Origin of the sequence: Agromyces italicus DSM 16388 (assembly GCF_000421545.1) — a bacterium.
Taxonomy (GTDB): domain Bacteria; phylum Actinomycetota; class Actinomycetes; order Actinomycetales; family Microbacteriaceae; genus Agromyces; species Agromyces italicus.
Window position 1 is genome coordinate 436,102 of sequence record NZ_ATXF01000005.1, and the last position, 25,006, is coordinate 461,107.

Sequence of the window (25,006 nt, forward strand, 5' to 3'; positions counted from 1 at the left end):
TCCTCTCAGATTCCGAACAGCTTGCGGGCGTTGTCGAGCAGGATCTTCTGCCGCGACTCGGGTTTGAACGGCAACTCGGCGAACTCGTCCATCCAGCGGTCGACGGTCATCACCGGCCAGTCCGAGCCGAACAGCACCCGGTCGGTGATGAGCGAGTCGGCGTAGCGCACGACCTCGGGCGGCAGGTACTTCGGCGCCCACCCCGAGAGGTCGAGGTAGACGTTCGACTTGTGCCACACCATCGCGAGGTTCTCGAGGTGCCACGGCCAGGCCGGGTGCGCGCTGATGATCTTGAGCTCGGGGAACTCGGCCGCGACATCGTCGAGGTACGGGATCGGCCGGGCGTTCTCGAGCCGGTACCCGCCACCGCCCGGCGTGCCGGCCCCTGCGCCCGGGAAGCCCGAGTGGAACATCACGACGAGCCCGAGTTCGGCGCACGCCTCCCAGATCGGGAAGAACCGGCGGTCGTTCGGCAGGAACTTCTGCCGCGCGGCGTTGAGCTCGCCGACGCCCTTGATGCCGTATTCGGCGTGCATGCGGCGGATCTCGGCGATCGCGGCCTCGCCCTTCCACGGGTCGATGCCGGCGAACGCGATGAACGCGTCGGGGTGGTCGAGCTGCGCCCGGCCGAGCAGGTCGTTCGGCGCGCCCTTGATGCCCGAGGTCGTCTCGGAGTCGGAGTTCACGATGACGGCCATCATCCTGCGCTCGCGGTACTGGTCGGCCTGCTCGGCGAACGAGACGGCTGGGCGCTCGCGGCCGAAGTGCTTCGCCATCTGCTGGTGGCGCCTGCCCATCGCGGCGAGGAACTCCTCGGTCTGCGGGTGGGTGTGCACGTCGATCGCGACGAGCTCGTCGGGGCGGGTCATGCGCGGCTCCCTTCGGTCATGGTTTCGATGAGTCCGGATGCTTCGCCGAGCAGCTCTCCGTCGTGCTCGCCGAGCCCGGGGGCGGCGCGCAGCGGGGGCCGGCCGCTGCGGCCGAAACGGGTGCTCGGAACGGGCACCCGCAGCGGGCCGCCGTCGTGGCCGACGATCTCCTCGACGAGCTCCATGGCCGCGATCTGCGGGTCGTCGAAGAGTTCGGCGACGGTGTTCAGGGGGCCGTGGGGGATGTCGTGGGCGGCGAGCCGATCGAGCCAGAATTGCCGTGGCATCCGCGCCGTGATCGCCTTCAGCTCGGCATCGAGGGCGTCGTAGTTCGCAACCCGCGCCTCGCGGCTCGCGAAGCGAGGATCCTCGGTGAGCTCGGGGTGCTCGAGCACCTCGAGCAGCCCCGTCCAGAACTTCTCGGGCACCGACATGTGGATGACGAAGGCGCGCCCGTCGGAACCGCGGCAGGCGTAGGCCTGCGCGCGGCGGGGCCGGGAGTCGGGGCCGGCGACCTGACCGGTCTCGAGGTAGGTCGACGCCGCCTCGGTGAGGAAGTCGATGAGCGATCCCACCATCGACACCTCGACGTGCTCGCCGTGGCCCGTCGCGTTGCGGGCGTGCAGCGCCGCGAGCACGGCCTGCGCGGCCTGCATGCCTGAGAGCAGGTCGGAGAACGCCGGGCCGAGCGGCCGCAGGATGTGTTCGGGCACGACCTGGCTGTACATGCCGCCGACCGCCGAGATGACGGTGTCGTAGGCGGGGCGGGCGGCATACGGGCCGTCGGCGCCGAAGCCGGTGATCGCGCAGCTCACGAGACGCGGGTTGCGCTCGTGCAGCACCTCCGGACCGAAGCCGAGTCGCTGCGCGACCCCCGGCCGGAAGTTCTCGATGAGCACGTCGGCGTCGCCCGCGAGCCGCAGCAGCTCGGCAAGGCCACCGTCGCTCTTGAGGTCGAGCACGACGGCGCGCTTGCCGCGGTTGTAGGCCGCGAACTGCGGGCTCATCGTGCCGCGACCCTCCCAGCGGCGCATGGGGTCACCGCCCGGAGACTCGACCTTGACGACGTCGGCGCCGAGGTCGGCGAGCAGCTTCGCGGCGTACGGCCCCGAGATGTACTGGCCGAGTTCGACGACCCGGATGCCGGCGAGCGGACCTGCGTGTTCAGCTGACATCGATGATCACCTTTCCTGGGGGCGAGCCGGCGAAGCCGCGGTAGGCGCGCCCGATCTCGTCGAGCGGGTACCGGGCGCCGATGCGGGGGGTGACGGCGCCTGCCGCCACGAGGTCGAGGGCGCGACGCACCTGGGCGTAGTCGGCGCTCGCGACCCCGATGAGCCGCTTGCGGCGGAGGTAGAAGTCGAGGGTGTCGAGTTCGAGCGTGCGGTCCGAGACAGCGGCGCAGAACACGGCCCGGCCGTTCCACGCGAGCGCGGCGACCCCGGCGCCGAGCGTCGGACCGTGCCCGCTCACGTCGATGACGACGTCGAAACCGCCGGGGTGGCGCTCCGAGAGCTGCGCGCGGAGTGCGGCGGCATCCGTCGCGGCGATGCCCACGACCCCTTCGGGCAGTTCGGACGCTGCGATCACCGAGCGCGACGCGGCGACGACCTCGGCACCGAAGTGCGCCGCGAGGGCGGTGGCGGCCCGGCCGAGCGTGCCGCCCGCTCCGGTGACGAGCACGCGGTCGCCTTCGGCGACCCTCGCGGTCTCGAAGGCGTTGAGCACGATGGGCACGCTGTGCACGGCGGCGGTCGCGATCTCGGCGGGGATGCCTCCGCGAGCGATCGCGTTCTTCGCAGGCACGGCGACGATCTCGGCCGCACCGCCGTCGCGGTGCACGCCGACCACCGTCTGCGCGGGGCAGTCGGCTTCGCGTTCCTGCGCACATGCCGCGCAGGCGCCGCATGCGATGTTCGGCTTCACGACGACGGCCTCGTCGAGGCGGGCGGGGTCGACGCCGTCGCCGAGCGCGACGACGATGCCCGCCGGATCGAGCCCGAGCACGCGGGGCAGCCTGGCGGCCGTGCCGGGGCCGCGCCCGGCGATGACGTTGAGGTCGAGCTGGTTGACCCCGACGGTCTCGACGCGCACGAGCACCTCCCCCGGCGCCGGCCGCGGCTCATCGCGTTCGATGACGGAGATCCCGTCGAGGCCGTGGCTCGAGAGCACCGCTGCGCGCACCCCTGCCTCCGTCTCCTCATCGAGTCGCGGCCGTTCCCGCGAGGTCTGCGGAAACGGTATCCATGCCTTGCGCGAACGAGCCAGCGATCTGCCATGCCCAATCGCGTCGCGGTCATGCCTTCTTCCGCGCGGGCTCCTCAAGAAAACGATAGACACTCCGATCCATTTTGGATACCGTATCCATGATATTCGCGATGAGGCGTTCGTTCTCCGCGGGAGCCTCAGCGCACCACCCGCCAAGAACGGAGCATCATGCGCAGATCCATCCCCCGATCGGGCCGGGCGGCGGTCGTCGGCCTGGCAGCCCTCGCACTGCTCGCCGGCTGTGCCGCCTCGAGCGGCGCCGACCCGTCGGCCGAGCCCGTCGAACTCGCCGACGGCGAACCCGGCGCGGCCGAGAACACCGACATCACGGTCGCCATCCCCTTCCCCGACGTCACGATGTACTCGATGTACGTGCTCGCGACCGACCTCGGCTACTACGAGGAGGAGGGCCTCACCGTCGAGGTCATCACCGCCGACAACGTCACCGCGGCCGTCGCCTCGGGCAGCGCCGACATCGGCGTCGAGTCGACCGGCACCGTCATCGAGGCGATCCGCGGGGGCGTCGAGGTCGACCTCGTCAGCGGCCACTACTGCCGTCAGAACTTCGACTTCGCCGTGCAGCAGGGCATCGAGGAGGTCGCCGATCTCGACGGCACCTCGGTCGTGCTCGCCGGAACTCCCGGCGACCCCGCCGAGTTCCAGCGCAAGCGCGTGCTGAAGGAGGAGGGCTGGGACCTGGACACGGTGAATGTCGAGGTCGTCTACCCGGGCCCCGGCTCGGAGTCGTGGACCGAGTTCTTCGTCAACGACAAGATCAGCCTGCAGCCGTTCTACGCCGACGACCGGCCAGCGCTCGAGGAGCACGGCGCCGAGATCCCGGTCGAGGCGCTGCGCAACTGGGCGAACGACGTGATGGTGTCGGGCAGTGCGTACGCCGCCGAGAACCCGAACACGATGGTGCGGTTCCTGCGCGCGACGCTCAAGGCGACCGACTACATGACGGCGCCCGCGCCCGGCGAGTTCCCCGAGAACGTCGACTCGGTGCTCGACATCTACGAGGCCAATGACTTCGACGTCTCGGCGCTCCGCGGGTCCGACAGCGTGTGGGTGCTCGACGGGCATCTCGCCTGCCAGAACCTGTACTTCGGCACCGAGGCGTGGGACACGACGATCGAGACCCAGGAGCTCGAGCCCATCGAGTTCGACGAGTCGCAGCTCGTGTACCTCGAGAAGGCGCAGGAGCTGCTCGGCCTCACCAACGAGGAGCCCGCGACGCTGCCGTACCCCTGAGGTCCGGCGGGCTCGCGCCCGCACCGCACCTCGCACTTCGCACTTCGCACTTCGCACCGAGAGCCCGCGCCGCAGCGCATGACGGCGGGGGCTCTCGCGTCGGTTGGCGGTTGAGTGGTCGAGACCACTTTCAATACCGAGCGCCCGACCTCACCGGCCGTCGGACTCGAGCACCGCGAGGAGGCGCCCCACCGCCGCCGCGAGTTGGGGTATGTCGTTGCGCGCCGTAGAGAGCACGATCGCGTGCGTCGTGTCGAAGTAGCGATGCGTGAGGACATCGCGCATCCGCGCGATCTCCTCCCAGGGCACCGATGGCTCACGATCTCGAAGACTCGGCGGCAGGCCCTTCACGGCTTCGCCGATCTCGACGAGGCGGATTCGGATCGCATCGAACACGAGGTCAGCGTCGGCATCACCGCGGACAACATGCGATGAGATGGCCGAGCAGGCGGCCACGATGTCGAGGAGGCGCTCGCGCTCGGCTCGGCTCACAGTGGGACGACCTCGCTCAGCACTTTCTCGGCGATGTCGGGCTTCAGTGAATCTGCCGGCACCACGTCGACGGACCGACCGAGAATCGCCTCGGCCGCGGTCTGCATGCGAAGGAGGCCGAACAGACCGACACCTGGCGCGAGGTCGACGAGCAGGTCGATATCACTCTCTTCGCCCTCGTCGCCCCGGGCGACGCTGCCGAAGAGCCGCAGATCGGTCGCGCCGAGGGCGCCGAGCTTCGACTTGAGCTCAGGCGCGGCCCTGCGTACTGCCTCGATCATGCTCGTCTCCGGCTCGGCGATGATCGCGGCATCGAGACGGTGGCCGGTCGCGGCGATCAATCGGCGGAGGGTCGCGAACGACGGTTCGCGACGCCCGTTCTCGTACGCGCTCACCACACTCTGTGCGACACCCGCGCGAGCGGCGAGCTGCAGCTGGGTCAGCGCCGCGCTCACACGCGCCTCGCGGAGAAGTGCTGCGGCGGAGACATCCATACCACCAGTCTATCGCGGAACGTCAATATCGCGTATCGACTATTTCCCGCAGGCGGGGTTCCCTCCGCGAGCGGGTGTGGTCATGTGGTCATGTGGTCGTGCTTCACGTGGTCGTGTGGTCATGTGGTCGCCCTCCGTGGAGGGAAGCCCGGCCTGGAGAACACACAGAGCCGGCCCCCGCCATCGCGCATGAGACGGGGGCCGGCGGTCTGGTCGCGCCTGCGCCTACGCCTACGGCGCTCCCGCAATTTTGCGATCGTCGTACCAGGGCGCGAGCCGGCGCCGCAGTGTCGAGATGAGCAGCAGCGTGAGGTTCGCGATGATGACCATCACGATGACCATGGCGATCGCCTCGGCCATCTCGAACTGGTACGCCGCATACTCGAGCAGGTGGCCGAGACCGCCGGTGCCGCCGAGGAACTCGCCGAGCACCTCGCCCGTGAAGCCGAGGGCGGCGCCGCGCTGGATGCCCGAGAGGCTGTACGGCAGCGTCGCCGGGAAGATGACCTTCCACCCGAGCGCGAGGCCGTTGACCCCGTAGACCCGGCCCGCGTTCACGAGCGAGGGGCTCACCGTGACGGCGCCCTCCATCGTGTTGAGGATGATCGGGAACACGGCGAGCAGGAAGACCAGTGCGATCTTCGACTCGCTGCCGAGCCCGAGGCCGAGGATGAACAGCGGCGCGAGCGCGACCTTCGGCGTCGAGTACAGCAGCCAGAGGAACGGCGCGACGGTGAACCGCAGCACCGGCGACCAGCCGACCGCGAGGCCGACGACCACGCCCACCACGACGGCGAGCACGAGGCCGATCACGACATTGCTCAGGCTGTAGGCGAACGCCGACCAGAACTCGGGGTCGACCATCAGCTGCGCGAAGGATGCCGCGACCGCCGTGGGCGGCGGCAGGAACGCCTCGGGCACGAGATGCAGCCAGCTGACCGCGGCCTCCCACACGAGCAGGATGACGGCGATGACGCCGATGAGGAGCCAGGTCCACTTCGCCTCGTCGCGACGCACGACCCGGCGGGGCCGCACGATGCGCATGGTTCCGGTCGCGCTGGTGACGCTCATCGCCGTCCCGTCCTCGTCCACGGGGCGACCCATCGTTCGACGAGGGTCACGAGCTGGGCCATGCCGACGCTCCACGCGACGATGATCGCGATCGCGGCGAAGGCCTGGTCGGTCTGGTACGTGTTGACCGACTTGATGATGAGGGCGCCCATGCCGATCGCCGAGCCCGAGAGCTCGGCGACGACCATGCCGATCGTCGCGAGCACGACCGCCTGGCGGAGGCCCGCGAAGAGGAACGGCACCGTCGACGGCAGGTACACCGATCGGTACAGCTGGGTGCGGCTCGCCCCGTACACGCGCCCCGCGCGGATGATCGACGGGTTCGTCGTGCGCATGCCCGCCGCGACGTTGAGCAGGATCGGGAACAGCGCGCTGATCGCGACGAGGAAGACCACCGGCCCGATGCCGAAGCCGAACCACGCCTTCGCGAGCGGCTGGTAGGCGATCGACGGGGTCGCGTAGATCGTCCACGCGATCGGCCCGACCACGCGGTCGACCGGCAGCGAGGTGCCCATGAGCAGCCCCACCGGGATCGCGATGACCGCGGCGACGACGAAGCCGATGAGCCAGGCCTGCAGCGAGATGAGCAGGTTCGGCCAGAGCACCCCGCTCGAGACGAGCTCGACGAAGCCCTGCCAGATCGCCGTGGGCGGCGGCAGGAACACCGGGTTGATCCACCCGAACACGCCGACCACGAGCTGCCAGACGACGAGCATGACGACGACCTCGACCGCGAGCACGCCCGCCTTGCCCGCCGGGCTGAGGCCCGCCAGCCATGCGCCCACGCCACCGCTGCGGCCGAGGTTCGGCCCGCTCGCGAGGAAGGTGCTCATTTCGAGACCGCCGCAGCCGTCGCCTCGCCCTGGAGCGCCTCCCACAGGTGGTCGCGCAGTTCGAGGAACCGCGGGTCGTGCTGCACGCTGCGCTCGGAGCGCGGCCGCTCGAGCCCGGTCTCGATGACCTCCTTGATCGCACCGGGGTGGCTCTTGAACACGACGATGCGGTCGCCGAGCAGGATCGCCTCCTCGATCGAGTGCGTGATGAAGAGCACGGTCTTGCCGGTCTTCTGGATGAGCTTGTCGATCTCGTCACGCATCACCTCGCGGGTGAGGGCGTCGACGGCGCCGAGCGGCTCGTCCATGAGCAGGATGCGCGGTTCGGCGACGAACGCGCGGGCGAGCCCGACGCGCTGCTGCATGCCGCCCGAGAGCTCACGCGGGTACGACGACTCGAAGCCGGCGAGGCCGACCATCTCGATCGCCTCCTGCACCCGGTCGCGCCAGCCCTCGCCCTTCAGCGCCTTCTGCATCTCGAGGCCGAACTTCACGTTGTCGAAGACGGTGCGCCACGGCAGCAGCGCGTAGTCCTGGAACACGACGGCGCGATCGGGGCCGGGCCCGGTGACGGGCGAGCCGTCGACGAGCACGGTGCCCGTCGTCGGCTTCACGAGGCCCGCGACGACGTTCATGAACGTCGTCTTGCCGCAGCCCGACGGCCCGAGCACCGTCACGAACTCGCCCTCGTGCACGTCGAGGTCGACGCCCTCGATCGCGATGAGGCGCTTGCCGGTGCGGGCCACGTCGTACGTCACCGAGAGGTCGCGCACCGAGATCAACGGCGCGGGTGGGGATGCCTCGTGGTGGCGTGGTTCGGTCGTCGTCGTCATTCGCTCCTCCTCATTGAGGTTCATGTCGATCATTCGCGGGTGAGGAGCGACGGAGGAGCGTCTCGAAACCCGTACCGTGTGAGGATCGGGTTTCGAGACGGTCGCTGCGATCGCTACTCGACCACCGGGCTTCGCTTACGCCGCGGCCCGGCCCTGGCGGAACTTCGGCAGCACCTCGGTGCCGAGCAGCTCGATCTGCTCGAAGAACCGGTCGAACTTGAACCGGAAGTCGAACACGAGGTGCTCGACGCCCGTCGCCTCGAACTTGCGGATCTCCTCGACGGCCTGCTCGGGGTCGCCCACGATGAGCTGGCCCTCGAGATCCTCGACGGTCTGGAAGCTGCCCGACTCGGGCTTGACCGTGAAGCGCGCCTTGTTCGCCCAGGCGAGCAGGCCGGGGATGTTCACGTGCTTCAGCGCCTCCTCGCGGGTGTCCTCGATTGAGGTGGGCGGAATCACGGCGACCGTCGGCATGGGGCGGCCCGAGGCATCCGTCATGTCTCGCATCGTCGCGATGCGCTTGTCCATCGTGCGCAGCGAGATGCGGCCGGGCATCCAGCCGTCGGCGTACTCGGCCGCGAGGCGGGCCGAGGCCGGCGTCGCGCCGCAGTACCAGAACGGGATTCGCCCGCCGACGGGCTTCGGCTCGATCGTGACGTTCTCGAACGAGAAGATGCCGTCGTCGTAGGTCACGTCGTTCTCGGTGAACACGCGCTTCAGGATCTCGGCATTCGAGCGCACCATCTCGACGCGGTTGAGGTCGCCCCAGCCGACGGCCTCGAACTCGTGGTCGAAGGTGCCGGCGCCGAAGCCGAGGATGAGGCGCGGGCCGACGAGCTGCGTGATCGTGCCGGCCATGAGCGCCGTCACGAGCGGGTGGCGGAACGGGATGAGCGAGCCCGTGCCGAGCTCGAGCTTCTCGGTGACGGCGCCGATCGCGGTGAGCGTCGTGAGCGCGTCGTAGAAGGTGCGGTTCGGCTTCTCCATCTCGCCGTGCGGCTCGAACACCAGGTGGTCGCGCACCCAGACCGAGTCGAAGCCCTTCTCCTCGGCGAGCTTCGAGCCCTCGAGCAGCTTCTCGCGACTCGCCTCTTCACCGAAGTGGGGCAGCAGCAGTCCGAACTTCATGTCAGTTTCCTTCCTGCGCGCCGCCGACGGCGAGCGCGACGCCTGCGGCCGCAGCCGCCGATTCATCGGCCCGAGCGGCCGCGAGCTTCCCGTCGCCGGGCTTGCCGACGACGACGCCGTCGGCATAGACCTCCCGGCCACGCACGAGGGTGCGTTCGATCCGGGCGGAGATGGTGCGGCCGTCGTACGGGGTCCAGCCGATCTTCGACAGCACGTCGTCGTTCGTGATGGTCCATTCGTGCGCCGGGTCGGCGATCACGATGTCGGCGTCGGCGCCGATCTCGAGCGATCCCTTGACGCCCGCGAGCCCGAACTTCTCGGCGGGGATGCGGGCGACCATGTCGACCGCGCGCTCGAGGGTGAGCTCTCCGCGGTTCACGGCGTCGAGCATGAGCTCGTAGTAGTACTGGATGCCGGGGGTGCCGGTGTGGGCGCTCCACATCTCGGTCCAGCCGATCTCCTTCTCCTCGCGCGTGTGCGGCGCGTGGTCGGAGCTCGCGATGTCGATGGTGCCGTCGCGCATGCCCTCCCAGATCGCGGCGCGGTTGTCGTCGGGCACCCAGTAGCTCAGTGCGTACGGGCCGAGCGTCTCGACGTCGTGCCAGGTGGAGAGGAACGGCGCCCAGTGGTTCACCTCGCAGGTCACGTCGACGCCGGCGGCCTTCGCGCGGCGCACCGCCTCGATCGAACGGCGGGTCTGGATGTGCGCGATGTGCACGGGGCATCCGGATGCCTCGGCCAGCCGCAGCACGACGTCGATCGCCGTGTCCCAGATGACGCCCTCGCGGGCCGCGTACGCCGAGGCGTAGCCCTGCGGCGTGTTCTCGCCGCGGGCGAGCACCTCGCCCTCGATGTAGTCCATGAGGGCCTGGTCGTGCGGGTGCACGATGAAGCGCTTGCCGGTGGTGGCGATGCGGTCCATGATCTGCAGCAGGTGGCCGTGGTCGTGGATGCCGGTGCCGGCCGGGTGCGGGTAGGTGCGACCAGTGTCGACGACCATGTAGATCTTGTAGGCGCAGATGCCCATCTCGGCCATCGGCACGATGTCGTCGAACTTCGTCGGCGCCGGGTTGTGGTTCCAGTCGACGATCGAGCTCGCGGTGTAGCGGTCGAACACGTCGCGCAGGGTCGTCACGTCGACGGTCGGCGGGTTGAGGTTCGGCATGCCGAACATCGTGGTGACACCGCCGGCGGCGGCCTGCTGCGAGGTCGTGAGGATGTCGTCCTTGTGCTCGTAGCCGGGTTCGCGGGTGTGCACGTGCACGTCGACCATGCCGGGCAGCACGAGACGGCCGGATGCGTCGAGCTCACGAGATGCTGCGACCTCGACGCCCGGCGCGACGAGGCCGGCGATGCGCCCGTCGTCGCCGACGAGCAGGTCGGCCGCGACCGGGCCGCTCGGGGTGACGACGATGCCGCCCGAGATTCTGAGGTCGATGCTCATCGCACGGCCTCCAGACGCGTTGCTTCCATGGGTGCCTCCAGGCGTTCTGCGGTCTCGCCCTGACCGGGCGAGCGGGTGGTGCGGACCTCGACGTCGCTCGGCCGCACGTAGCGGTCGAGCCAGTCGACGATCAGCGGGGTGGTCTCGGTCCAGTAGCGGTCGTAGGCCGCGTAGTGGGTGGTGTGCCGCTGCATGATGAGCTGCTTCGGCCCCTTCGCCGCGGCGTAGAGCTGCTCTGCGTGGTCGGTGGGGGTGGTCGCGTCGCCCTCGACGCCGATCACGAGGAGCGGGGTCTCCAGGCGGGCGGCGGCGTCGATCGGCCGGTACGCGAGGATCTCCTCGGCGCACGAGAGCGGGATGGCGCTCGGGATCCTGTCGTCGACGTCGGCCTTGATGTTCGTGGCGCGGCGCTCGGGGGTCGGCACCATGATCTCCTCGCGGGGGTGCACGAGCCGGCCGGCCCCGGTGGTGACGCGGAGGCGCCGGTCGTCCTCGAGGCCCGCAAGGAAGGCGAGCCACTCGTGCTCCTGGCGCATGCGGTGCAGCCAGTCGGTGCCGCAGGCGACGGGCACCTGGCTCACGGCCGCCTTCACGCGCGGATCGGCGTCGGCGAGGAGCACGGCGTTGCCGCCGCCCGTGCCGCCGGTGCCGAAGACGCCGATCGCGTCGGCGACGACGTCGTCGCGGGTGGTCAGGTAGGTGACGGCGTTCACGAGGTCCTGAAGCTGCCGGTTCGGCGAGAGGATGCCCCGGTCGCCGCCCGAATCGCCGAAGCCGCGGTAGTCGAAGACGAGCACGCCGAAGCCGGCGGCGGTGAGCGCCTCGTGGTAGCGGACGTAGAGCTTCGCGTCCTTCAGGCCCAGCCAGCCGGGGCCCTGCACGACGGCGCGGTACGGGCCTGGGGTGTCGGGCGTGCGCCAGATGGCGGCGATGCGGTCGCCCTCGCTGTGGAACTCGACCTCGGTGTGCTTCATTCTGCGGGTCCTCCCGGATCTCGACGCGGCGTTGCGCGCGGGCCCGGGACGGCGGGCGAACCGTCGCCCCGACCCGATTCGCATGACGCGATTCGGACCCGCGAGGCCATCATCACCCATTCTGGATCCAGAATCCAGTATTGATTCGAAACTCGTTGCGGCGTTATGCTGGCGACGACCACCGGGCACGATTTGCCCGGTCGTGGTGGCCCGGGATTGGGCCGCGAGTCGCCGACCTCGTCGGAGTTGCACCCTGCACCCATTCCCGGAGGAACTCTGCCCATGCGCACTCACGCCACCCGTCCCCTGCTCGCCGTCGCCGCCCTCGGCGCTGCCGCGCTGCTCGCCGGCTGCGCGAGCCCCACGGGCGCCGACCCCGCCGCGGATTCCGCCGCGACCGGCGCCGACGCCGAGGCATCCGCGTACCCGCTCACGATCGACAACTGCGGCACCGAGGTGACCTTCGAGGCCGCCCCCGAGCGCGTCGTGACGGTCAAGTCGTCGACCCTCGAACTCATGCTCGCGCTCGGCCTCGAGGAGAAGATCGTCGGCACCGCGTTCAGCGACGGCCCCGTGCCGTCGGAGTACGCCGACGCCGCAACCGAGCTCGAGGTGCTGAGCGACAAGGTGCCTTCGCAGGAGGCGACGCTCGCCGTCGAGCCCGAGCTGATCTACGCCGGCTGGGAGTCGAATCTCTCGGCCGAGGGCGCCGGCGAGCGCGACGCCCTCGCCGCGCTCGGCGTCGCGAGCTATGTCGCCCCCGCCGCCTGCAAGGGCGAGGGCTACATGCCCGACCCGCTGACCTTCGACGAGGTGTTCCGCGAGTTCGACGAGGCCGGAGCGATCTTCGGCGTGCCCGAGCGGGCCGCCGAGCTCGTCGCCGCGCAGCGCGAGGCACTCGAGGCGGTCCGACCTTCGGAGGCCGGGTACACCGCGCTCTGGTATTCCTCGGGCAGCGACCAGCCGTTCGTCGGCGCCGGCATCGGCGCACCGCAGATGATCATGGATGCCGCGGGGCTCGACAACGTCGCCGCCGACGTGCACGACACCTGGACGGCGATGTCGTGGGAGGCCGTCGTCGAGGCGGACCCCGACGTGATCGTGCTCGTCGACGCCCCGTGGAACACCGCCGAGGCGAAGATCGAGGCGCTCTCCTCGAACCCCGCGACCGCCGGCCTGCCCGCCGTGCAGGGCGAGCGCTACGTGGTCGTCGACTTCCCCTCGACCGAGGCGGGAGTGCGCAACGTCGACGCCGTCGCCTCGATCGTCGCCCAACTGGACGCACTGGAGCCGTGATGACCTCACCCCGCACCTCCCCACCCCCCGGTCCGGCCGGCCCCGCTCCTCACCCCGGAGCGTTTCGGGGGTCGATTCCCGCAACTTCGGAGGGCTCGAACCCGTCGAACTTGCGGGAAAGCACCCCCGGAACGGATGGGCGCGGGGGCGCGGGGGCGCGGGGCGCGGGCGCACGCACGCTCCTGTGGGGCGTCGGGCTCGGGGCGGCGCTCGTGGTCTCGGTCGTCGTCGCCGTCACGATCGGGCCTGCGGCCCTTTCACCGGCCGACGTGCTCGCGAGCGTCGCCGCGCATCTCGGGTTCGGCGAGGCCACCCTCTCGCCGCTCCGCGACGGCATCGTCTGGCAACTGCGCATGCCGCGGGTGCTCACCGCCGCGGCGGTCGGCGCGGGCCTCGCGCTCTGCGGCGCGGTACTGCAGGCGGTCACCCGAAACCCGCTCGCCGACCCGTACCTGCTCGGCCTCTCGTCGGGCGCCTCGGTCGGGGCGGTCGTCGTGCTGGTGCTGGGGTGGTCGCTCGTGCTGCCGCTCGCCGCCTTCGCGGGTGCGATCGTCGCCCTGCTCGCGACGCTCGGGCTCGCGCTCGGTGCGGGCCGGGCGGGCGGCGCTGCCGGCACGACCGGCGCTCGCCTCTCGCCGACGGCGACCGTGCTCGCCGGCATCGCCGTGTCGAGCGTGTTCGGCGCGATCACGAGCCTCGTCATCTTCTGGAGTGCGACGAACGACAGCTACCGCGAGATCCTCAACTGGCTGCTCGGCTCGCTGTCGGGCACCGACTGGGTGTCGGTCGCGATCGCGGGCGGCGCGTTCCTGGTCGTCGGGATGCCGCTGCTCGCGAGCGCCCGCACCCTCGACGCCTTCGCGGTCGGCGAGTCGGGGGCCGCAGCGCTCGGCGTGAACGTCGCCCGCAGTCGGGTGCTGCTGCTCGGCGGCACCGCGCTGCTCACCGGCGCTCTCGTCTCGGTGAGCGGCTCGATCGGCTTCGTCGGGCTCGTGCTGCCCCACGCCGTGCGGCTCGTGACGGGGCCCGGCCACCGGGCGCTGCTGCCGCTGTCGACGCTCGCGGGCGCGATCTTCCTCGTCTGGGCCGACACGGGCGCCCGCACGCTGTTCGATCCGCGTGAGCTGCCCGTCGGCATCCTCACCGCCCTCATCGGCGGCCCGGTGTTCGCCTGGCTGCTGCTGCGCCGAAGGAGCCTTGCATGAGCCTCGATCTCTCGCGGGTGCGGTTCGACCGCGCCGGACGCACGATCATCGACGGCGTCGACGCGACCATGCCGAACGGCGCCCTCACGGCGCTCGTCGGCCCGAACGGGGCAGGCAAGTCGACTCTCCTGCACCTCGTCGCCGCGATCGAACACGCCGATGCGGGCGAGCTCGACCTCGATGGCCGCCCGATCGCCCGGATGCGGCGCCGCGACCGCGCCCGGCTCGTCGCCCTCGCCGAGCAGCAGGCCGAGGTCGACCCGCAGCTCGGCGTGCTCGCCGCGGTGCTCATCGGACGCACCCCGCACCTCGGCGCCTTCGCCGCGGCCGGTGAGCACGACCATGCCGTCGCCGAACGCTCGCTCGCCGCGGTCGGCGCCCTCGAGTTCGCGCCGCGCCCGATCGGCTCGCTCTCGGGCGGCGAGCGGCAGCGGGTCACCCTCGCCCGCGCCCTCGCCCAGGAGCCCGAGCTGCTGCTCGTCGACGAGCCCACCAACCACCTCGACCTCTCGGCCCAGCTGACCGCGCTCGAGCTGCTCGCCGGGCTCGCCCGCGACGGGCTCACCGTCGTCGCCGCGCTGCACGACCTTTCGCACGCGGCGGCGTACGCCGACCACGTGATCGTGCTCGCGGCCGGACGCGTGGTCGCCGCGGGCGACCCCCGGGAGGTGCTCACGGCCGAACTCGTCGAGCGGGTCTACGGCGTACGGGCCGAGGTCATCGAGCACCCGCTGACGGGGCGGCCGCTCATCGCGGTCGCGGCACCGGCGGCCTCGTCGCTCGCACCGACGGCCGCCGCTGGCGCCGCCGTCGCCCAGACCCGGGCCTGAGCCCGAGCCCGAGCCCGAGCCAGAGCCACGAGCCACGAGCCACGAGCCACGAGCCGAGCCCGAGCGCACGCCCCGCCCCGCCTGCGCCGCCACTCCCTCGGGGATCACCACGATCTCGGATCGAACCACCCCCTCGCCCCCGTAACCGTGGCGAACGCCGAAGTTGTGGCGGGGCAGCGCGCGCGCCCGCCCGGGCGTAGCATCGGGGCATGTCACCGATCCAGACCGGCCCGCTGCCGACGATCGAGTGGATCGCCGCCGAGTTCCTGCACAACGCCCGCCGCGGGCGGCGTCTCGTGGCGGTCGACGGCGGTGACCCCGTGGCATCCGCCCGGGTCGCCGACGAACTCGCCGAGGTGATCGCCGCGCGCGGCGAACGCGACGAGACCGGCACGAGCGTCGTGCGCCGCAGCCTCGGCGGGGTCGACGAGGCGACTCTGCGCACCGAGCTCGTCGAGCCGTTCCGGGCGGGCGAGTTGCCCGGCGCAGAGGACCCCGACACCGTGCTCGTCGTCGACGGGCAGCACCTGCTCGACGACGCGGTGCGCGGTGTCTGGCACTTCTCGGTGTGGACACTCGCGGGCGACGAACTGCCCCACTCCGGGGCATCCGTCATCGTCGATGTGACCGACCCGGCGATGCCGACGCGCTCCTACTACGACTTCTGCGCGATCCCGCCGAGCGTGAACCGGCCGGGGCTGCACTGAGCCGCGCTGCGCCGAGTCCTCGACGTCCGGACTACCCGCCGGTGTCGCCTCGGCGTTGAGCCGACCGAACCCGCCCTCACGCCGAAGCGCCTCCGGCCGGGCCGAGGTCGATCGCGCGCTGCAACGCGGTCGACGCCTCGAACAACGCCCGTGAGCGCGCGACGATGCTCTCTCCTCGCGGTCGGCGAGGTGCATCTCGGCGGCCTCCTCGCGAAGCGACGGCAGCAGTTCGCGCAACGGCGGGATGCGGTTGCCTGCCCGTCGCAGCTGGTGCACGAGCCGCGCGTCGAGCACGTCGGCCGGCGCGTAGCTGCGTTCGCGGTTCGGCCCTCGGTTCGGGGCGAGCAGCCCCTCGTCCTCCCAGTGCCGCAGCGTCGACGTCCGGAGTCCCAGGGCATCGGCGAGCTCGCCGATCGTCATCGTGTCGCCCGGGAGTACCGGATCGACGAGCTCGTCGCGGATCGCCTCGACCGCCCGCCGAGCGAGTCCCTGTTCCTCGCGCTCGCGGTGCAGCCCGGCGTGCGCGGACTACCCCGACGAGCCCCGGCCGGGCTCGGCGAGGGGGTGTTCCGGGACGATGTCGACGCCGGACGACGCGGGCAGGAACCGGTAGGCGACCCGGCCCTCCGCGACATCGTGCAACCGCGCCCCGCCTACGTCCGTCTCGGCTGGGTCGCCGTCGTGCCGCCGGGCGAACGCTCGGCCGGTGCGCTGCACGGCTTGCTCCGCCACCCGCACGCTGCGGCGAAGCGCCGCTGGGAGCGCCGCCGCGCCTGAGTCGCGCAAGGCAGACGGCCGCCCGGCCGCCCCCGCCTACCTCGCCCGCAGCCGAGGCGCGAGGTCGCGCTCGAACAGTTCGAGGAACCGGCGCTGGTCGCCGCCCGGTGCGTGGAACACGAGGTGGTTGAAGCCCCAGTCGATGTACTGGCCGATCTCGGCGACGACGGCATCGGGGTCGGTGCCGACGATCCAGCGCTTGGCGATCACGTCGATCGGCAGGGCGTCGGCGGCGCGCTCCATCTCGACGGGGTCGGTGATGTCGTGCTTCTGCTCCTTCGAGAGCGACAGCGGCGACCAGAACCGGGTGTTGTCGAGGGCCGTGTCGAGATCCTCCTCGTACGACAGCTTGATCTCGATCATGCGGTCGTACTCGTCGAAGGCGCGGCCGTCGTCGCGGGCGGCGAGACCCTCGCGAACGGCCGGCATGAGCTGGTCGACATACAGCGAAGCGCCCTTGCCCGAGGTGCAGATGAAGCCGTCGCCCGCGCGCCCGGCGTACTTCGCCACCTGCGGCCCGCCGGCCGCGATGTACACCGGCACACCGCCTGAGGGCCGGTCGTAGATCGAGGCGTCGTGCGTCGAGTAGTACTCGCCCTCGAAGCTGACCTGGCCCTGGTCGTTCCAGAGCGCGCGCATCAGTCGCACCGATTCGCGCAGGCGCGCGTAGCGCTCGCGGAACTCCGGCCACTCCTGCTCGCCCGCTCCCTGGAAGCCGGTCGCGATCTCGTTGAGCGCCTCGCCCGAGCCGAAGCCGGCGATGATGCGCTCGGGGTAGAGCACGCCGAGCGAGGCGAACGCCTGCGCGAGCACCGCCGGGTTGTAGCGGAACGTCGGCGTCATCACGCTCGTGCCGATCTTCACGGTCGAGGTGCGCTCGCCGACCGCGGCCATCCACGCGAGCGAGAACGGCGCGTGCCCGCCGGTGTGCCGCCACGGCTGGAAGTGGTCGCTCGTGAACACCGACTCCATGCCGTGCCCTTCGGCCGCGACGGCGATCTCGACGAGCTCGCGCGGGTCGAACTGCTCGGCGCTGGCCTTGTATCCGAGGGTGAGGGTCATCTCGTGCTCCTATCGGTGGTTGAGCCTGTCGAAACTGGTTGAGCCTGTCGAAACCCGGCGTGCGGCAGCGATCCCTCGGCGAGCGCGGCGACTGCTTCCGCCGTGCGGAAGCCGACGCCGAGCCGCTGGGCGCGCTCGAGCGCCTCGACGGTATCGACGTCACGGCGCAGGCTCGCGTACGGCGCGCCGCCCGCGAGGTCGGCGAAGCCGGCCTCCCGATGCCGGGCCGCCGACTGCTCGCCGAAGGCGGGGCGCATGGGCACCCCCTCCGCAGCGGTCGCGAGCGTCGTGCCGGTTCCGTCGGCGTCGGCGATGAAGGCGAGCGGATGCCGCGACGCGGCCTCGAGGGCGAACTCGAGCTCGCTCGTGCGAAGCGAGGGCAGGTCGCCGAGCAGCACCGCGACGGGGGCGAGCGCTCGCGTGCGGGCGTGGTCGATGCCCGCGTCGATCGCGGCGGTCAACCCGCCGGCCGCCGACCCGCCGCCGGTCGGCTCGCCGGCATCGACCCCGGGCTCGCCGGCCGCCGGTTCGCGCACGAGCTCGACCCCGTCGGCCATCGGCGAGCCGAGGTCGATCTCGCCCGTGACGACCACGATGCGGCTGACGTTGCGCGCTGCGCGCGCGGCCGTGATCGTATCGAGGGCGAACGCCCGGGCGAGCGCGGCGCGGGCGGCCGCGGGCACCGCGGGGCCGAGCCGGCTCTTCGCGGCGGCGAACGCCTTCACCGGGATGACGACGACCCAGCGGGCCGACTCCGCGGCGGGCACGGCCGGCGGGCTCGACTCGGCCGCGGCATCCCTGTCGATCTCGCTCATGCCCGCAGCCCCGGCAGCACCTCGCGGCCGAAGACCTCGATCCACTCGGCCTGGTTGCGGCCGACGTTGTGCAGGTAGATGCGGTCGAAGCCGAGGTCGAGGTGCCGCTGGATCTCGGCGCGGTGCCGGTCGGGGTCGGCCGAGACGACCATGCGCCCGTCGAAATCCTCGGGTCGCACGGTGCGGGCGAGCTGCTCGAACTCGAACGGCGAGCGGATGTCGCTGCGTCCGAAGCGCATGCCCGCGATGGGCCACTCGGTGAGGGCGTTGCGCATCGCGTCTTCGTCGCTCGCGGCCCATGAGAGGTGCAGTTGCAGGATCTTCGGCATGCGTCGCATGTCGCGGCCGCCGTCGCGCGCCCCGTCGGCGAACCGCGCGAGCAGCGCGTCGAGGCGCTCGGCGGGGCCGCTCGTCGTGATCAGTCCGTCGGCGACTCGACCGGCGCGGCGCGCGGTCACGGGGCCGGCTGTGGCGACGTACACCTCGGGGGCGACGGGCGGCATGGTCCAGAGGCGAGTGGTCTCGAGCCTGAAGCTCGGCCCGGCGTGCCGCACGTCGCGCCCGGCGATCGACGCGGCGAAGAGCTTCTTGATGAGCTCGACGGCCTCGAACATGCGATTGATCCGGTCGGGAGCCTCGGGCCAGTACTGGCCGACGATGTGCTCGTTGACCGCTTCGCCCGAACCGATGCCGAGCCAGTGCCGCCCCGGGTACATCGACGCGAGGGTCGCACTCGCCTGAGCGACGACGGCGGGGTGGGTGCGGAAGGTCGGGGTCGTCACGCCGGGGCCGAAGTCGCCGCGGGTGCGTTCGGCGAGGGCGCCGAGCACGCTCCACACGTGGGAGGACTGGCCGAGCCTGGGCGTCCACGGCTGGAAGTGGTCGGTCGCCATGACCCCGGTGAACCCGTGCTGTTCGGCGAGCGCGGCGAGCGCCACAGCCTCGGCGGGGGGAAACTGTTCGAGCATCGCGGCGTAACCGATGTGCACTGACACTCCTCCATCCTCCCTGCTCGGCGAGGCGCCGTCACCTCGACGGTGCGAGCCACGCTCACCTCGCCTTCATTCTTCCGGATACTGGATCCAAAACGCAAGCGGCCGCCCCGCCTCCCTCGCCCGCCCGCTCGCCCGCCCGCCCGCCCGCCCGACCGCGATGCCACACGTGATGTCGCACGAATTGTCGCCGTCCGCCCGGGGTGACGACAGTTCGCGCGACATCACGTGCGCGAAGAGGGTGGGCGGGCGTCGGTCAGTGGCGCAAGGGGGCGCCCGCCGTCGCGCCGGGCTCGCCCGCCACGAGCAGCTCGAGCACCGCGTCGCGCACCCGCTCGAGGTGCGAGCGCAGCACGCCGCTCGCGTGCTCGACGTCGCCGCCCTCGACGGCGGCGATGAGTTCTTCGTGCGAATGGCCGTGCTCGGCACCGCCGACGAGGCGCCAGCCGAGCACGTAGCGGCCGACCTTGAGGCGCAACTGCTCGATCATCTCCCAGAGCACCGGGCGGTGCGCCGCGTCGTAGAGCTCGGCGTAGAACTCCGTGCGGGCGTCCACGAAGTCGGCGCCCTCCTCCTCGGCGTCGGCGGTACGGCCGAGTTCACGCAGGCGGGCGATGCGCTCGGGGGTCATCTCGGCCATCGAGAGACGCAACGCCTCGACCTCGAGCAGCGTGCGGATGCCGTAGACCTCGCGCGCCTGATCGGCGGAGAGCGACTTCACGACGGCGCCGCGGCGTTCGTGGAACTCGACGAGCCCGTCGGCCTCGAGCTGGATGAGCGCCGAGCGCACCGGCAGCCGTGAGACGCCGATCGACTCGGCGAGGGTCTCCTGCCGCAGCCTCTGCCCGGGCGGCAGCGTGCCGGTGAGAATGGCGTCCTTCAGGATGTCGTAGACCATCACTCCGACCGAGCGGTACCCGGTCTGGTGCTTGCCCGCCAGTTGCTGCAGTGCGGCGGCGTCGAGCCCGGCGCCCGAGGCGCGGCCTGCAGGGACGGTGAGTTCACTCATGCCAACCGAATGTATCGGAAGAACGCAGACCCGCACAGCTTCTGGATCCAAAAGCCCGGACCGTCGCCCCCCGTTCGAGGACCCCCCGTTCGATGTAACTCGGACCGGGGCTGTCGGGCGGGGTCGCCCGAGAATACCCTTCGGCGTGAAGCGACCGTTGATGAGTTCAGGGGGACACGATCATGGTTGAGCCCACGAAGAGGGCCGCGTTCGCGGTCGTGATCGCCGCCATCGCCACCGCCGCCCTCGTCGGCGCGACACCGGCGACCGCGGTCGAGACACCACCCGGCCTGCCGCTCCCGCCCGCTGCGGCCGCTGCGGAGGACTCAGGGCTTCCCGCGCCGCCCGACCCGTCGACGCTCGACCCCGCGGCCGAGGTCGAGGCGGCCTCGCTCGCCGGGGACATCGCGGGAACGATCCGCGCCGGTCTCGGGTCGAGCACGCCCCGCCTGGCAGGGGCGAAGGTGCACATCTACTGGTACAACACCGGAATCGCCGGCTACGAGTACCGCGGCATGGTGACGAGCGGCGCCGACGGCACCTATCTGTTCGTCGGTGCGCCGCAGGGCAAGAACATCGCCTACGTCGAACCGCCGAACACCGAGGAATACCTCCATGCGATGTTCTGGCCCGACAGCCCCGACGGCAGCGACCTGGTGCAGTTCCAGGTGAACGACTCGCAGACCACGACCGGCATCGACGTCACCCTTCCACGCCTGAAGAAGGACTACATCGCGGGTGCCGACCGCTTCGCGACGGCCGTCGCCATCTCCAAACGCGGCTTTCCGGGCGGCGCCTCCTGCGTCTACGTCGCGGCCGGCCTGGGGTTCGCCGACGCCCTGAGCGCCGGACCCGCCGCCGCGCATTGCGGCGGACCGCTGCTGCTCGTGCCGCCGACGACGCTGCCGGCGAACGTCAAGGCCGAGCTCAATCGCCTCGATCCCGACAAGATCGTCATCGCCGGCGGCCCCGGCGTCATCTCGAACGCCGTGAAATCGGCGATCGGCGCGATCGCCCCGACCACTCGCGTGTACGGTGCCGACCGGTACGCGACCTCGCGGGCACTCCTGTCGCACGAGTTCGGCCCCGCAGCGCCGCTCGAGGTCTTGGTCACCACCGGTGAGAACTTCCCCGATGCGCTGTCCGCGAGCGGAGCGGCCAGCGCCTACAAGATCCCCGTGCTGACGGTGCGCGGTAGCGCGTCGAAGCTCGACGCCGCTTCGATCGTGCAACTGAGCAAGTTCCCGTACGCCTACATCGTCGGCGGGAAGGCGGTCGTGAGCTCGGGTGTCGAGACCTCCCTGAAGAACCTCGGGGGCGTCGTGATCCGATACTCGGGCAGCGACCGATACGCGACGAACATGGCGGTCAACGAGGCCTTCATGCCGTACCCGGCCCTCGACGTGTACTTGACGAACGGGCTCAAGTACCCCGATGCCCTCGCGGGCGCACCGCTGGCGGGTTCGAACTTCGGCCCGCTGTACCTCGTGCCGCCGACGTGCACGCCCGAACGAACCCTGGATCACATCCGCCAGGTCACCGCGCTCCGCGCGCACCTGCTCGGCTACTTCTCGAAGCTGAGCTTCGGGGGCGAGCTGTTCCTGGAGTGCTGAGCAGGTTCGGCGTTCGGCGCGCGGTGCCGCTACTCGAAGTCGGGACGTTCCCGCAGCGAGCCCTCCGCCTGCGCCTCGTCGAATCCGGCGCGGTAGCCGTCGTCGTACGCCTCGTCGGCACCCTGACGGAACAGGTCGCGCTCGCTCGGCCGCTGGATCGACCGCGCGCCCGGAAGGTCGAGGTCGCCGACGTAGCGCCCGAGCCCGCGCACGATCGCGAGCGGCACCCCCGACGACTTGCCCTTCACGAGTTCGCCGGCTCCCGCGATCTCGTCGGCCACGCACGGCATCGTCACGGAGAGGGACTTGCCCGAGGCATCCACCCCGCCGCGGAGGTCGTCGAAGACGTGCACGCCTGCGGCGCCGATCGCGATGTCGGTCTGCCCCTCGCGCCACGGGCGCCCGAGCGTGTCGGAGAGGATGACGCCGACCTGCGCGCCGGTCAGGGCCCGCAGCCCGGTCGCGAGAGCGCGCGCCGAGGCGTCGGGGTCGACGGGCAGCAGCAGCACGGTGCCTTCGGGTGCGTTCGAGGCATCCACCCCGGCGGCCGCACCGACGATGCCCTGCCGGTTCTCGACGATGCGGGTGACGCCGCCCTCGTACTCGCGCGTGGCGATGACCCGCACCGTCTCGGCGGTGATCGCGTCTTCGCGGTCGGATGCCTCGACCACGCGCCCCTCGGCCTTCGAGACGATCTTCGAGGTCACGACGAGGATGTCGCCGTCGGCGAACTCCGCGGCTCCCGCGATGAGCGCGGCGAGATCGTCGCCGGCTGAGATCTCGGGCAGGCCCTCGACTCCCTCGACACTGAATCCTGCGGTCATGATGCTCCCCTGTTCCACGACGGGCTCCATTCTGGCAGCAACGACGGCGTGGCCGGCAGGTGCGCAAGCCCCGAGGCCCGGATGACCCGGATGACCCGGCGGTACGATCGCGTATGGCCACCCACCCAGCCCCACGCCACGCGCCGGGCGACCGCGACGACCGCGACGACGGCCGCGACGAGACCCGCACGGAGCGCCTCGACCGCAACTGGGGCGACATCCTGCAGGAGTTGCGAGCCGTGCAGACCGGAACGCAGATCATCACCGGGTTCCTGCTCGCCGCGGCGTTCCAGCCCCGCTTCACCGAACTCGACGACTACGAACTCGGGCTGTACCTCGTGCTCGTCGCGCTCGCGGGTCTCGCGACCGTGCTCGGCTTCGCCCCCGTGATCCTCCACCGGCAACTGTTCGGGCGGCAGCAGAAGGACCGCCTGGTGCATGTCGCGAACCGCATGCTGTTCGGGTTGCTCGCCGTCGTCTCGCTGCTCGCCGCGGGCGTGACGAGCCTCATCTTCGACGTCGCCGTCGGGCGCACGGCCGGCTATGTCGCGCTCGGTGCCGCACTCGCGGTGGTCGTCGCCGTGTGGGTCATCGTGCCGACGATCGCGCGCCGCAGCCGCTGAGACCCCACCTCCAGCGCCCGAACGGGGGGTGGCCAGCGTCCGGCTTGTTCTCGTATGCTCCGGCTACCCGCGCTGATCGTGCGCCTCCCTACGAAAGATTCGATGACGATGACCCGAACCCGACCGGGCGCTCCGTGGCGTGCAGCGACCGCCGTCGCCGCGAGCTTCGCGCTCCTCTTCTCAGCTGCGACGAGCGCATCCGCCGACGAACTCGCGCCGATGCCTCTGCCCTCCCCCGGCGACTTCCGCACGGCAACCGACGACCCGTTCGCCCCGTTCCGCGCCGACCCCGAACTCACCGCGCCGCAGCGACTCGGTGAAACCGGGCTCGACCGAACCTCCGCCACGGCCGGCACCGGCTCGATCTCCGGGAAGCTGACGTACACCGACATGACCGAGGTGCCGTTGCGGGCGCTCGGCACCGGCTACGTCGAGGTGCAGCAGTGGAACGAGGCGACCAGCTCGTTCGACCTCGTCGCCTCGACCGAGGCGACGGACACCGGCGCCTACAGCGTCACCGGGGTGCCCGCCGGCACCTACCACGTGGCGTTCTTCGACCTGACACCCGGCACCCCGCTCCTGCCGGAGTTCTGGAAGGACGCCCCTCGCAGCGGCATGGCCACGACCGTCACCCTCACCGAGGGCCAGGTCGTCACCGGCATCGATGAGCCCCTCGAACCGCTGCTGACCGGATACATCGCCGGAATCGACCGCTATGCCACCTCGATCGCGATCTCGAAGTCGGGCTTCGCGCCCGATGTGCCGTGCGTGTACATCGCCTCGGGGGCGGCCTTCCCCGACGCGCTCAGCGCCGGGCCCGCGGCCGCGGCGTGCGGCGGCCCGCTGCTGCTCGTGCCGCCGACCAACCTGCCCTCGCAGATCGCGTCGGAGCTCAAGCGGCTCTCACCCGGGAAGATCGTCATCGCGGGCGGCACCGGGGCCGTCTCGGCCGCGGTCGAGTCGAAGCTCAAGGCGATCGCGCCGACGAAGCGCATCTCCGGCAAGGACCGCTACGAGACTTCCCGCAAGATCGTCGCCGATGCTTTCGACCAGGTTCCGGCGATCTGGGTCGCGACGGGCAGGGACTTCCCCGATGCGCTCGCCGCGAGCGCGGCAGGGGCCGTCGACGGCCTGCCGGTGCTCATCATCGACGGGATCTCGGCCCGACCGAACCTCTTCCTCACCGAGGTCCTGCTTCAGACGGGCGCCAAGACGGTCGCCATCGCCGGCGGTACCGGTGTCGTCTCGGCGCAGCACGCCAAGGCGATGGACAGCCAGCCGGGGGTGTCGGTGATCCGCCTCGCCGGCGCCGACCGCTACCAGACGGCATTGAAGATCAACGAGCTCGTGTGGGATCCGAGCCAGTGGTCGTCGGTCTACGCGTTCCTCGTGACCGGCACCAAGTTCCCCGACGCACTCTCGGGCGCGCCGCTCGCGGGGGCGTACGGCGCACCGATGCACGTCGTGCCGCCTACCTGCACTCCGGCGGGGGTCGCGAAGAACATCACCGCTCTCGACGTGCACGAGGCGTACCTGCTCGGGCACTTCTCGAAGCTCTCCTTCAACGGAAAGCCGTTCAAGGTCTGCTGATCGGCA

Annotated in this window: 25 protein-coding genes and 1 pseudogene; 9 read left to right on the forward strand and 17 right to left on the reverse strand. The window is 71.1% G+C overall.

Annotated elements, in window-relative coordinates:
• Positions 1-5: 5 nt before the first annotated feature.
• From H516_RS0106380 to H516_RS21220, 3 genes are read right to left on the reverse strand one after another with little or no spacing between them, the layout of a single operon-like run.
• Positions 6-869, reverse strand: coding sequence for an amidohydrolase family protein (locus H516_RS0106380; protein WP_022888888.1), 864 nt, complete (start codon positions 867-869; stop codon positions 6-8).
• The gene (locus H516_RS0106385) at positions 866-2,044 is read right to left on the reverse strand and encodes a CaiB/BaiF CoA transferase family protein (protein ID WP_022888889.1); all 1,179 of its coding nucleotides are present in this window, start codon (positions 2,042-2,044) and stop codon (positions 866-868) included. Before H516_RS0106385 ends, H516_RS0106380 begins: the two co-directional genes overlap by 4 nt.
• Complete coding sequence (locus H516_RS21220) at positions 2,034-3,053, reverse strand: alcohol dehydrogenase catalytic domain-containing protein (RefSeq protein WP_022888890.1); 1,020 nt, start codon at positions 3,051-3,053, stop codon at positions 2,034-2,036. The genes H516_RS0106385 and H516_RS21220 overlap by 11 nt, the downstream gene beginning before the upstream one ends.
• Before the next feature lie 252 nt (positions 3,054-3,305).
• On the opposite strand from H516_RS21220, the gene H516_RS0106395 reads away from it, so the two are divergent.
• A complete protein-coding gene (locus tag H516_RS0106395; protein WP_022888891.1) occupies positions 3,306-4,388 on the forward strand; it encodes an ABC transporter substrate-binding protein in 1,083 nt (360 codons plus the stop codon).
• Between the two features lie 150 nt (positions 4,389-4,538).
• Here H516_RS0106395 and H516_RS0106400 read toward each other — a convergent pair whose 3' ends face one another.
• The 8 genes from H516_RS0106400 to H516_RS18730 all read right to left on the reverse strand — a co-directional run bounded on the left by H516_RS0106400 (position 4,539) and on the right by H516_RS18730 (position 11,657).
• Positions 4,539-4,784: a HepT-like ribonuclease domain-containing protein gene (locus tag H516_RS0106400; RefSeq protein ID WP_245561737.1), complete on the reverse strand. Its 246-nt coding sequence runs from the start codon at positions 4,782-4,784 to the stop codon at positions 4,539-4,541.
• A gap of 92 nt (positions 4,785-4,876) precedes the next feature.
• Positions 4,877-5,374, reverse strand: coding sequence for a helix-turn-helix domain-containing protein (locus H516_RS0106405; RefSeq protein ID WP_022888893.1), 498 nt, complete (start codon positions 5,372-5,374; stop codon positions 4,877-4,879).
• A gap of 231 nt (positions 5,375-5,605) precedes the next feature.
• Complete coding sequence (locus H516_RS0106410; protein WP_026378502.1) at positions 5,606-6,445, reverse strand: ABC transporter permease; 840 nt, start codon at positions 6,443-6,445, stop codon at positions 5,606-5,608.
• On the reverse strand, positions 6,442-7,278 hold the full coding sequence (locus H516_RS0106415) for an ABC transporter permease (RefSeq protein ID WP_022888895.1): 837 nt from the start codon (positions 7,276-7,278) through the stop codon (positions 6,442-6,444). The genes H516_RS0106410 and H516_RS0106415 overlap by 4 nt, the downstream gene beginning before the upstream one ends.
• A complete protein-coding gene (locus H516_RS0106420; protein WP_051138732.1) occupies positions 7,275-8,111 on the reverse strand; it encodes an ABC transporter ATP-binding protein in 837 nt (278 codons plus the stop codon). The genes H516_RS0106415 and H516_RS0106420 overlap by 4 nt, the downstream gene beginning before the upstream one ends.
• Positions 8,112-8,246: 135 nt before the next feature.
• Positions 8,247-9,239: an LLM class flavin-dependent oxidoreductase gene (locus H516_RS0106425; protein ID WP_022888897.1), complete on the reverse strand. Its 993-nt coding sequence runs from the start codon at positions 9,237-9,239 to the stop codon at positions 8,247-8,249.
• A 1-nt stretch (position 9,240) separates the two neighbouring features.
• Positions 9,241-10,683 (reverse strand): dihydroorotase, encoded by a 1,443-nt coding sequence (locus H516_RS18725; RefSeq protein ID WP_022888898.1) that lies wholly within the window; start codon positions 10,681-10,683, stop codon positions 9,241-9,243.
• Complete coding sequence (locus tag H516_RS18730) at positions 10,680-11,657, reverse strand: alpha/beta hydrolase (RefSeq protein ID WP_022888899.1); 978 nt, start codon at positions 11,655-11,657, stop codon at positions 10,680-10,682. The genes H516_RS18725 and H516_RS18730 overlap by 4 nt, the downstream gene beginning before the upstream one ends.
• A 282-nt stretch (positions 11,658-11,939) precedes the next feature.
• Here H516_RS18730 and H516_RS0106440 point away from each other — a divergent pair, with 282 nt between their 5' ends.
• The 4 genes from H516_RS0106440 to H516_RS0106455 all read left to right on the forward strand — a co-directional run bounded on the left by H516_RS0106440 (position 11,940) and on the right by H516_RS0106455 (position 15,695).
• On the forward strand, positions 11,940-12,953 hold the full coding sequence (locus H516_RS0106440) for a putative F420-0 ABC transporter substrate-binding protein (protein ID WP_022888900.1): 1,014 nt from the start codon (positions 11,940-11,942) through the stop codon (positions 12,951-12,953).
• A gap of 110 nt (positions 12,954-13,063) precedes the next feature.
• Positions 13,064-14,158: a putative F420-0 ABC transporter permease subunit gene (locus H516_RS0106445; RefSeq protein ID WP_022888901.1), complete on the forward strand. Its 1,095-nt coding sequence runs from the start codon at positions 13,064-13,066 to the stop codon at positions 14,156-14,158.
• Positions 14,155-14,988, forward strand: coding sequence for an ABC transporter ATP-binding protein (locus H516_RS18735; protein ID WP_022888902.1), 834 nt, complete (start codon positions 14,155-14,157; stop codon positions 14,986-14,988). Before H516_RS0106445 ends, H516_RS18735 begins: the two co-directional genes overlap by 4 nt.
• A gap of 209 nt (positions 14,989-15,197) precedes the next feature.
• Positions 15,198-15,695: a nucleoside/nucleotide kinase family protein gene (locus H516_RS0106455; protein ID WP_022888903.1), complete on the forward strand. Its 498-nt coding sequence runs from the start codon at positions 15,198-15,200 to the stop codon at positions 15,693-15,695.
• 276 nt (positions 15,696-15,971) lie between these two features.
• Here the strand turns inward: H516_RS0106455 and H516_RS22910 are convergent.
• A pseudogene (locus tag H516_RS22910) lies at positions 15,972-16,115 on the reverse strand (MerR family DNA-binding transcriptional regulator); the annotation flags it as partial.
• Between the two features lie 144 nt (positions 16,116-16,259).
• On the opposite strand from H516_RS22910, the gene H516_RS22915 reads away from it, so the two are divergent.
• Positions 16,260-16,472 (forward strand): DUF6194 family protein, encoded by a 213-nt coding sequence (locus tag H516_RS22915; protein WP_425393475.1) that lies wholly within the window; start codon positions 16,260-16,262, stop codon positions 16,470-16,472.
• 36 nt (positions 16,473-16,508) lie between these two features.
• Here H516_RS22915 and fgd read toward each other — a convergent pair whose 3' ends face one another.
• The 4 genes from fgd to H516_RS0106480 all read right to left on the reverse strand — a co-directional run bounded on the left by fgd (position 16,509) and on the right by H516_RS0106480 (position 20,350).
• Positions 16,509-17,534, reverse strand: coding sequence for a glucose-6-phosphate dehydrogenase (coenzyme-F420) (gene fgd / locus H516_RS0106465; protein WP_022888905.1), 1,026 nt, complete (start codon positions 17,532-17,534; stop codon positions 16,509-16,511).
• Complete coding sequence (gene cofC, locus H516_RS18745) at positions 17,531-18,349, reverse strand: 2-phospho-L-lactate guanylyltransferase (protein WP_022888906.1); 819 nt, start codon at positions 18,347-18,349, stop codon at positions 17,531-17,533. Before cofC ends, fgd begins: the two co-directional genes overlap by 4 nt.
• Positions 18,346-19,344 (reverse strand): TIGR03557 family F420-dependent LLM class oxidoreductase, encoded by a 999-nt coding sequence (locus tag H516_RS0106475; protein WP_026378507.1) that lies wholly within the window; start codon positions 19,342-19,344, stop codon positions 18,346-18,348. Before H516_RS0106475 ends, cofC begins: the two co-directional genes overlap by 4 nt.
• Before the next feature lie 253 nt (positions 19,345-19,597).
• Positions 19,598-20,350 (reverse strand): GntR family transcriptional regulator, encoded by a 753-nt coding sequence (locus H516_RS0106480; protein ID WP_022888908.1) that lies wholly within the window; start codon positions 20,348-20,350, stop codon positions 19,598-19,600.
• A gap of 182 nt (positions 20,351-20,532) precedes the next feature.
• On the opposite strand from H516_RS0106480, the gene H516_RS0106485 reads away from it, so the two are divergent.
• Entirely contained in the window at positions 20,533-21,963 is a 1,431-nt protein-coding gene (locus tag H516_RS0106485) for a cell wall-binding repeat-containing protein (protein WP_022888909.1), read from the forward strand.
• A 29-nt stretch (positions 21,964-21,992) separates the two neighbouring features.
• On the opposite strand, the gene cofE is transcribed toward H516_RS0106485, so the two are convergent.
• Positions 21,993-22,787 carry a coenzyme F420-0:L-glutamate ligase gene (gene cofE / locus H516_RS18750; protein WP_033196927.1) on the reverse strand — a complete coding sequence of 265 codons (795 nt, stop codon included), beginning with the start codon at positions 22,785-22,787 and terminating at the stop codon, positions 21,993-21,995.
• 113 nt (positions 22,788-22,900) lie between these two features.
• Between cofE and H516_RS0106495 the strand changes: the two genes are divergently transcribed.
• A complete protein-coding gene (locus H516_RS0106495; protein WP_022888911.1) occupies positions 22,901-23,410 on the forward strand; it encodes a DUF6328 family protein in 510 nt (169 codons plus the stop codon).
• A 108-nt stretch (positions 23,411-23,518) separates the two neighbouring features.
• Complete coding sequence (locus tag H516_RS21225) at positions 23,519-25,000, forward strand: cell wall-binding repeat-containing protein (RefSeq protein WP_169513501.1); 1,482 nt, start codon at positions 23,519-23,521, stop codon at positions 24,998-25,000.
• Positions 25,001-25,006 lie beyond the last annotated feature (6 nt).